This is a genomic window from Streptomyces katrae (assembly GCF_000966975.1).
In the GTDB taxonomy this organism is placed as follows: domain Bacteria; phylum Actinomycetota; class Actinomycetes; order Streptomycetales; family Streptomycetaceae; genus Streptomyces; species Streptomyces katrae.
The window spans coordinates 1-6777 of record NZ_JZWV01000546.1; the positions used below are offsets into that span (position 1 = coordinate 1).

Genomic DNA, 6777 nt, shown 5'->3' on the forward strand with positions numbered 1-6777 from the left:
ACCATAGGCGGCGAGGCGAAGCTCGACGACACCGCGCTGCTGGAGCTCGCCACCGAGATCGAGGGCCACCCGGACAACGTCGCCGCCTGTCTGCTCGGCGGCTTCACCCTCGCCTGGATGGAGGGCGGGAGCGCCAGGGCGATCCGTATGGACCCCGCCGATTCCATCGTTCCGGTGGTCTTCGTCCCGTCGAAGCCGGTCCTGACCGAGACCGCCCGCGGCCTGCTGCCGCGGTCCGTTCCGCACGTGGACGCCGCCGTCAACGCGGGGCGCGCGGGCCTGCTCGTGGAGGCCATGACCAGGCGTCCCGAGTTCCTGCTGCCCGCCACCGAGGACCGGCTGCACCAGGAGTACCGCGCCCCGGCGATGCCGGAGAGCGTGGCGCTCGTCAACCGGCTGCGGGCGGACGGCATCCCCGCGGTCATCTCCGGCGCGGGCCCCACGGTCCTGGCGCTGGTCGACAACGACGCGGCCGACAAGGTCGCGCAGCTCGCGGGCGAGGGGTGGGCCGCGAACCGGCTCGCCCTCGACGCCGCGGGTGCGAGCGTCCTTCCGCTGGGCGCCCAGGGCGGTCAGCCCGTGTCCTAGTGACACGGCCCGACGGGGAGGGCGGCCGGGCAGGCCGCGCTCCCCGGAAGGGCGATTGCCGGTGATTGAGAGGGGGAATGTCTGTTGGATCCGGTAGTGTTAATCTCAAGTACGCAACCGAAGCCGCCATGGCTCGGTGCTCAGTGTCCCCATCAGGGACCACCTTTCTTCCGGGAGCCTCCCCGACTGCTTTGATCGCTGCCAGCAGTTTCGAGCACGCTCCGGAATCGGCGTGACATTCCCACGCTTCCAGCTCGGGGGCTTCTCGCCGGAACCACCCATGCACGTTTCTCTCCGCCGTATCTCTACCGGCGGACCACCGCCCCGGCACAGTTCACACACCTAGGACTGTTGTCGGACAGCACAACCGGTCGCCGAGCCAGACAGGCCGACGTCCGCTCCAGGGAAGGACCCTTCGTGAGCGACACCACCGATCTGATGGGCGCTGCCGACACCAACGTCGACACCAGTGCCCCCGCCGCGGGCGCCGCAGCTGCCACTGCCACCCGGCGCCGCCGCTCCGGCACCGGCCTTGAGGGCATGGTCCTGGCCGAGCTGCAGCAGGTCGCGTCGGGCCTCGGTATCAGGGGCACCGCGCGGATGCGCAAGAGCCAGCTGATCGAGGTCATCAAGGAGGCGCAGGGCGGCAGCGCCCCCAAGGCCGCGGCCCCCGCCGCCGACGCCGCCGAGGCCAAGCCGAAGCGCCGCGCCACCAGCAAGGCCCGCACGGGTGAGGCGGCCGCCGCCGCGCCCGCCGAGAAGCCCGCCGCCGCACCGGCCCAGATCGAGATCCCGGGCCAGCCGATCAGCGAGGACGCCCCGGCCGGCGAGCGCCGCCGCCGCCGCGCCACCGCCCCCACCGGCAGCCCCGAGTCCTCGGCCCCCGCCGTCGTGCAGGTCGAGCAGAAGACCGAGGCCCCCGCGGCCGCCGCCCCGCAGGCCGAGGCCAAGACGGAGCAGGCCGTGGCCGTCTCCGCCCCCGCTCAGGGCCAGGCCCCCGCACAGGAGGCCGGCGAGGGCCGCAGCCGCCGCGACCGCCGTGACCGCGGCGAGCGGGGCGAGCGCGGTGACCGCCAGGGCCGCCGCGACCGCGGTGCCAAGGCCGACGAGCAGGGCCAGCAGCAGGGCGGCGGCCAGGGCGGCCAGCAGGGCGGCCGTCAGGACCGCGCCGACCGCCAGGACCGTCAGGACCGCCAGCAGCAGGGCGGCGGCCGGGGCCAGCAGGGCCGCCAGGACAACGGTCCGCAGGACGACTTCGACGGTGAGGACGGCCGTCGCGGCCGGCGCGGCCGCTACCGCGACCGCCGTGGCCGCCGTGGCCGTGACGAGTTCGCCCCGGGCGAGCCGCAGGTCGCCGACGACGACGTCCTGATCCCCGTCGCGGGCATCCTCGACATCCTCGACAACTACGCGTTCATCCGGACCTCCGGCTACCTGCCCGGCCCGAACGACGTGTACGTCTCCCTCGCCCAGGTCCGCAAGGCCGGTCTGCGCAAGGGCGACCACACCACCGGCGCCGTGCGCCAGCCCAAGGACGGCGAGCGCCGCGAGAAGTTCAACGCCCTCGTGCGCCTGGACTCCGTCAACGGCATGTCGCCCGAATCGGGCCGCGGCCGCCCGGAGTTCCAGAAGCTGACCCCGCTCTACCCGCAGGACCGGCTCCGCCTGGAGACCGACCCGGGCGTGCTGACCACCCGCATCATCGACCTCGTGTCGCCGATCGGTAAGGGCCAGCGCGGTCTGATCGTGGCCCCGCCGAAGACCGGCAAGACCATGATCATGCAGGCGATCGCCAACGCGATCACCACCAACAACCCCGAGTGCCACCTGATGGTCGTCCTGGTCGACGAGCGTCCGGAAGAGGTCACCGACATGCAGCGGTCGGTCAAGGGCGAGGTCATCTCCTCGACCTTCGACCGTCCGGCCGAGGACCACACCACCGTCGCCGAGCTGGCCATCGAGCGCGCCAAGCGCCTCGTGGAGCTGGGTCACGACGTGGTCGTCCTGCTCGACTCCATCACCCGTCTGGGCCGCGCGTACAACCTCGCGGCGCCCGCCTCCGGCCGCATCCTGTCCGGTGGTGTCGACTCGACCGCGCTGTACCCGCCGAAGCGCTTCTTCGGTGCCGCGCGCAACATCGAGGACGGCGGCTCGCTGACCATCCTGGCCACCGCGCTCGTCGACACCGGCTCGCGCATGGACGAGGTGATCTTCGAGGAGTTCAAGGGCACCGGCAACATGGAGCTCAAGCTCGACCGCAAGCTCGCCGACAAGCGCATCTTCCCGGCCGTCGACGTCGACCCGTCGGGTACGCGCAAGGAGGAGATCCTCCTCAACAGCGAGGAGCTCGCCATCGTCTGGAAGCTGCGCCGGGTGCTGCACGCGCTCGACTCGCAGCAGGCGATCGAGCTGCTGCTCGACAAGATGAAGCAGACGAAGTCGAACGCCGAGTTCCTGATGCAGATCGCCAAGACCACCCCGGCGGGCAAGAACGACGACTGACCCCGCCGGTCGGTCCGCGCGTGAGCGCAGGCGCCCCCACCGCACCCGCGGTGGGGGCGCCCCCTTTTTTTGGTGCGACGTTCGCCACACCGCGCTCCCCGGAGGGCGGCGTACGGGCGGTTCCGCACCCGGTTTCGGCACGGCGGGTAGGGGGCGCGTCACGCAGGGTGTCCGCTCGCGCCGGGGTGTGCGGAGCCGTCCGTGCGCCGTGGAACCCTGGAATGCGCTAGTCCGTCTGTGTGAGAGAACAGCGGGCACCGGAGCCAGGACCGAGGAGAGCATGAGCGAGGACAGCAGGGGCAGCGGTCGCGCCGCACGCAGGCGTCGGCGCAGAGGGCAGCCGCGGCCGCGCAAGGGCCTCAGGGTCGCCGCCTGGACCGCCGCGGGCGTGGTCCTGCTCGGCGGCGGGAGCCTCGGGTGGTTCTACTTCAAGCTCAACGGCAACCTGCACAGCGTCGACATCGACTCGGCGCTCGGCAAGGACCGCCCCGCCAACGTCGACAACGGCTCGATGGACATCCTCGTCCTCGGCTCCGACTCCCGCAGCGGCGAGAACAGCGAGTACGGCCAGGACGACGGCGGCTCCGCCCGCTCCGACACCGCGATGATCGTGCACCTGTACGAGGGCCACCAGAAGGCCAGCGTCGTGTCCATCCCGCGCGACACCATGGTCCCGCGCCCCGCCTGCGCCACCGGCAAGGGCAAGACCGACCCCGGCCGGCGCAAGGCCCAGTTCAACGAGGCCTACACCATCGGCGGCCCCGCCTGCGCGGTGAAGACCGTCGAGCAGCTGTCGGGCATCCGCATGGACCACTACATGGAAGTCGACTTCACCGGCTTCAAGAAGATCATCGACAACCTCGGCGGGGTCCAGCTCACGACCACGAAGCCGATCAAGGACGACTACAGCCACCTCGACCTGCCGCCCGGTCCGCACAAGCTGAACGGCGAGCAGTCCCTGGGCCTCGTGCGCACCCGCAAGAGCGTCGGCGACGGCAGCGACCTGGGCCGAATACAGCTGCAGCAGGCCTTCATCAAGGCGCTGATCAAGCAGGTCAAGGGCGTCGGGCTGTTCGACAACCCCAAGAAGCTCTACGGCCTCGCCGACTCCGCCACCAAGGCGCTCACCACCGACAAGGCGCTCGGCGACGTGAAGTCCCTCATGGGCTTCGCCCAGAGCCTCCAGGGCATCAGCGCCGAGAACATGCACATGATCACCCTGCCGGTGGGCCCGGACCCGGCGGACCACGACCGGGTGGTCCCGCTCGCCGGCGAGTCCAAGATGGTCTGGGACGCCCTGCTGGCCGACCAGCCGATCCCCGCCCAGGCCACCGAGAAGTCGGCCGGCGACAAGAGCACCGCGGGCTCGATCGTGCAGTAGCGGGCCCCTCCGGCGGGGGCCGGAATAGATGCCGGCCCCACCCCGTTGAGGGGAGCGTTCCGAGAATTTTGACAGGCGGCCCGGTCCTGGCAGACTGGTCTGTCGGCCCCGGTTCACGCAGTGCGCAATTCGGCTCCTGCGACCCGGCGCCCTCCCGAATCTAGGAGACACCTTGAAGCGCGATGTTCACCCCGAGTACGTCGAGACCCAGGTCAGCTGCACCTGTGGCGCGTCGTTCACCACCCGTAGCACCCTGACCGAGGGCACCATCCGTGCCGAGGTCTGCTCCGAGTGCCACCCGTTCTACACGGGCAAGCAGAAGATCCTCGACACCGGTGGCCGTGTGGCCCGCTTCGAGGCCCGCTTCGGCAAGGGTGCGGCCAAGAAGTAGCGCGACCCAGGCGCCGGTCCGCGGCCGCCCCCTGACCACGCGGGGGCGGCCGGACCGGCGCCTTTGTCGTCGTACCGCCAGCCCAGCCCATTTTTGACTTTTTCACCCCAGGAGCACCCGATGTTCGAAGCGGTCGAGGAACTGGTCGGCGAGCACGCCGACCTCGAGAAGAAGCTCGCCGACCCTTCGGTCCACTCCGATCAGGCGAACGCCCGCAAGCTGAACAAGCGCTACGCGGAGCTCACCCCGATCGTGGCGACCTTCCGTGCGTGGAAGCAGTCGGCCGAGGACATCGAAACGGCCAAGGAGCTGGCGGCCGACGACCCCGACTTCGCCGCCGAGGTCAAGGAACTGAGCGCGCAGCGCGAGGAGCTCACCGAGAAGCTCCGCCTGCTGCTCGTCCCGCGCGACCCCAGCGACGACAAGGACGTGCTCCTGGAGATCAAGGCCGGCGCCGGCGGCGACGAGTCCGCCCTCTTCGCGGGCGACCTGCTGCGCATGTACCTGCGCTACGCCGAACGCGTCGGCTGGAAGACCGAGATCATCGACTCCACCGAGTCCGAGCTCGGCGGCTACAAGGACGTCCAGGTCTCCGTCCGCACCAAGGGCGGCAACGGCGCCACCGAGCCCGGCCAGGGCGTGTGGGCCCGGATGAAGTACGAGGGCGGCGTCCACCGCGTCCAGCGCGTCCCGGCCACCGAGTCCCAGGGCCGCATCCACACCTCCGCCGCCGGCGTGCTCGTCACCCCGGAGGCCGAGGAGGTCGAGGTCGAGATCAACCCGAACGACCTGCGCATCGACGTGTACCGCTCCTCCGGCCCCGGCGGCCAGTCCGTCAACACCACCGACTCGGCCGTGCGCATCACGCACATCCCGACCGGTGTGGTCGCCTCCTGCCAGAACGAGAAGAGCCAGCTCCAGAACAAGGAGCAGGCCATGCGCATCCTGCGTTCGCGCCTGCTGGCCGCCGCCCAGGAAGCCGCCGAGCAGGAGGCCTCCGACGTGCGCCGCAGCCAGGTGCGCACCGTCGACCGCTCCGAGAAGATCCGTACGTACAACTTCCCGGAAAACCGGATCTCGGACCACCGCACCGGCTTCAAGGCGTACAACTTGGACCAGGTGCTCGACGGCGACCTCGACTCGGTCATCCAGGCCTGCGTCGACACCGACTCCGCGGCCAAGCTCGCGGCCGCGCACTGACGACCCAGGCACCACCCCCCTCCCCCTGGCTCTCGGCTCCGCCCGAGCAGGGGGGACCCCCATGACAGCAGCCCGGAGGACCAGCGTGAACTTGCTGCTTGCCGAGGTGGCCCAGGCCACCCAGCGGCTGGCCGCCGCCGGCGTGCCCTCACCGCGTTTCGACGCGGAAGAGCTCGCGGCCTTCGTGCACGGCGTCAAGCGGGGGGAACTGCACCACGTCAAGGACGCGGACTTCGACGCCCGCTACTGGGAGGCCGTCGCCCGCCGCGAGGCGCGCGAGCCGCTCCAGCACATCACCGGCCGGGCCTTCTTCCGCTACCTGGAGCTCCAGGTCGGCCCCGGGGTGTTCGTGCCCCGGCCCGAGACCGAGTCGGTGGTGGACTGGGCCATACAGGCCGTCCGGGCCATGGACGTGGTCGAGCCGCTGATCGTGGACCTGTGCACCGGCTCCGGCGCCATCGCCCTCGCCATGGCCCAGGAGGTGCCGCGCTCGCGCGTGCACGCCGTGGAGCTGTCCGAGGACGCCCTGCGCTGGACCCGCAAGAACGCCGAGGGGTCCAGGGTCACCGTCCACCAGGGCGACGCCCTGACCGCGCTGCCCGAGCTGGACGGCCAGGTCGACCTCGTCATCTCCAACCCGCCGTACATCCCGCTCACCGAGTGGGAGTACGTGGCCCCCGAGGCCCGGGACCACGACCCCGAGATGGCGCTGTTC

At 71.2% G+C, this 6777-nt stretch carries 6 protein-coding genes; all 6 read left to right on the top strand.

The window, feature by feature from the left end; translation table 11 throughout:
• The coding region (locus VR44_RS19765; protein ID WP_045948874.1) for a homoserine kinase at window positions 1-588 on the top strand (588 nt) is incomplete at its 5' end.
• A gap of 417 nt (window positions 589-1005) precedes the next feature.
• Window positions 1006-3090, top strand: a complete 2085-nt coding sequence (gene rho / locus VR44_RS19770; protein ID WP_045948875.1) for a transcription termination factor Rho — start codon at window positions 1006-1008, stop codon at window positions 3088-3090.
• A gap of 280 nt (window positions 3091-3370) precedes the next feature.
• Window positions 3371-4471, top strand: a complete 1101-nt coding sequence (locus tag VR44_RS19775) for an LCP family protein (protein ID WP_045948876.1) — start codon at window positions 3371-3373, stop codon at window positions 4469-4471.
• Window positions 4472-4643: 172 nt separating this feature from the next.
• The gene (gene rpmE, locus VR44_RS19780) at window positions 4644-4862 is read left to right on the top strand and encodes a 50S ribosomal protein L31 (RefSeq protein WP_007266580.1); all 219 of its coding nucleotides are present in this window, start codon (window positions 4644-4646) and stop codon (window positions 4860-4862) included.
• 120 nt (window positions 4863-4982) lie between these two features.
• Entirely contained in the window at window positions 4983-6062 is a 1080-nt protein-coding gene (gene prfA / locus VR44_RS19785; RefSeq protein ID WP_045948877.1) for a peptide chain release factor 1, read from the top strand.
• A gap of 85 nt (window positions 6063-6147) precedes the next feature.
• On the top strand, window positions 6148-6777 hold a 630-nt coding region (locus VR44_RS19790; protein WP_045948878.1), incomplete at its 3' end, for a N5-glutamine methyltransferase family protein.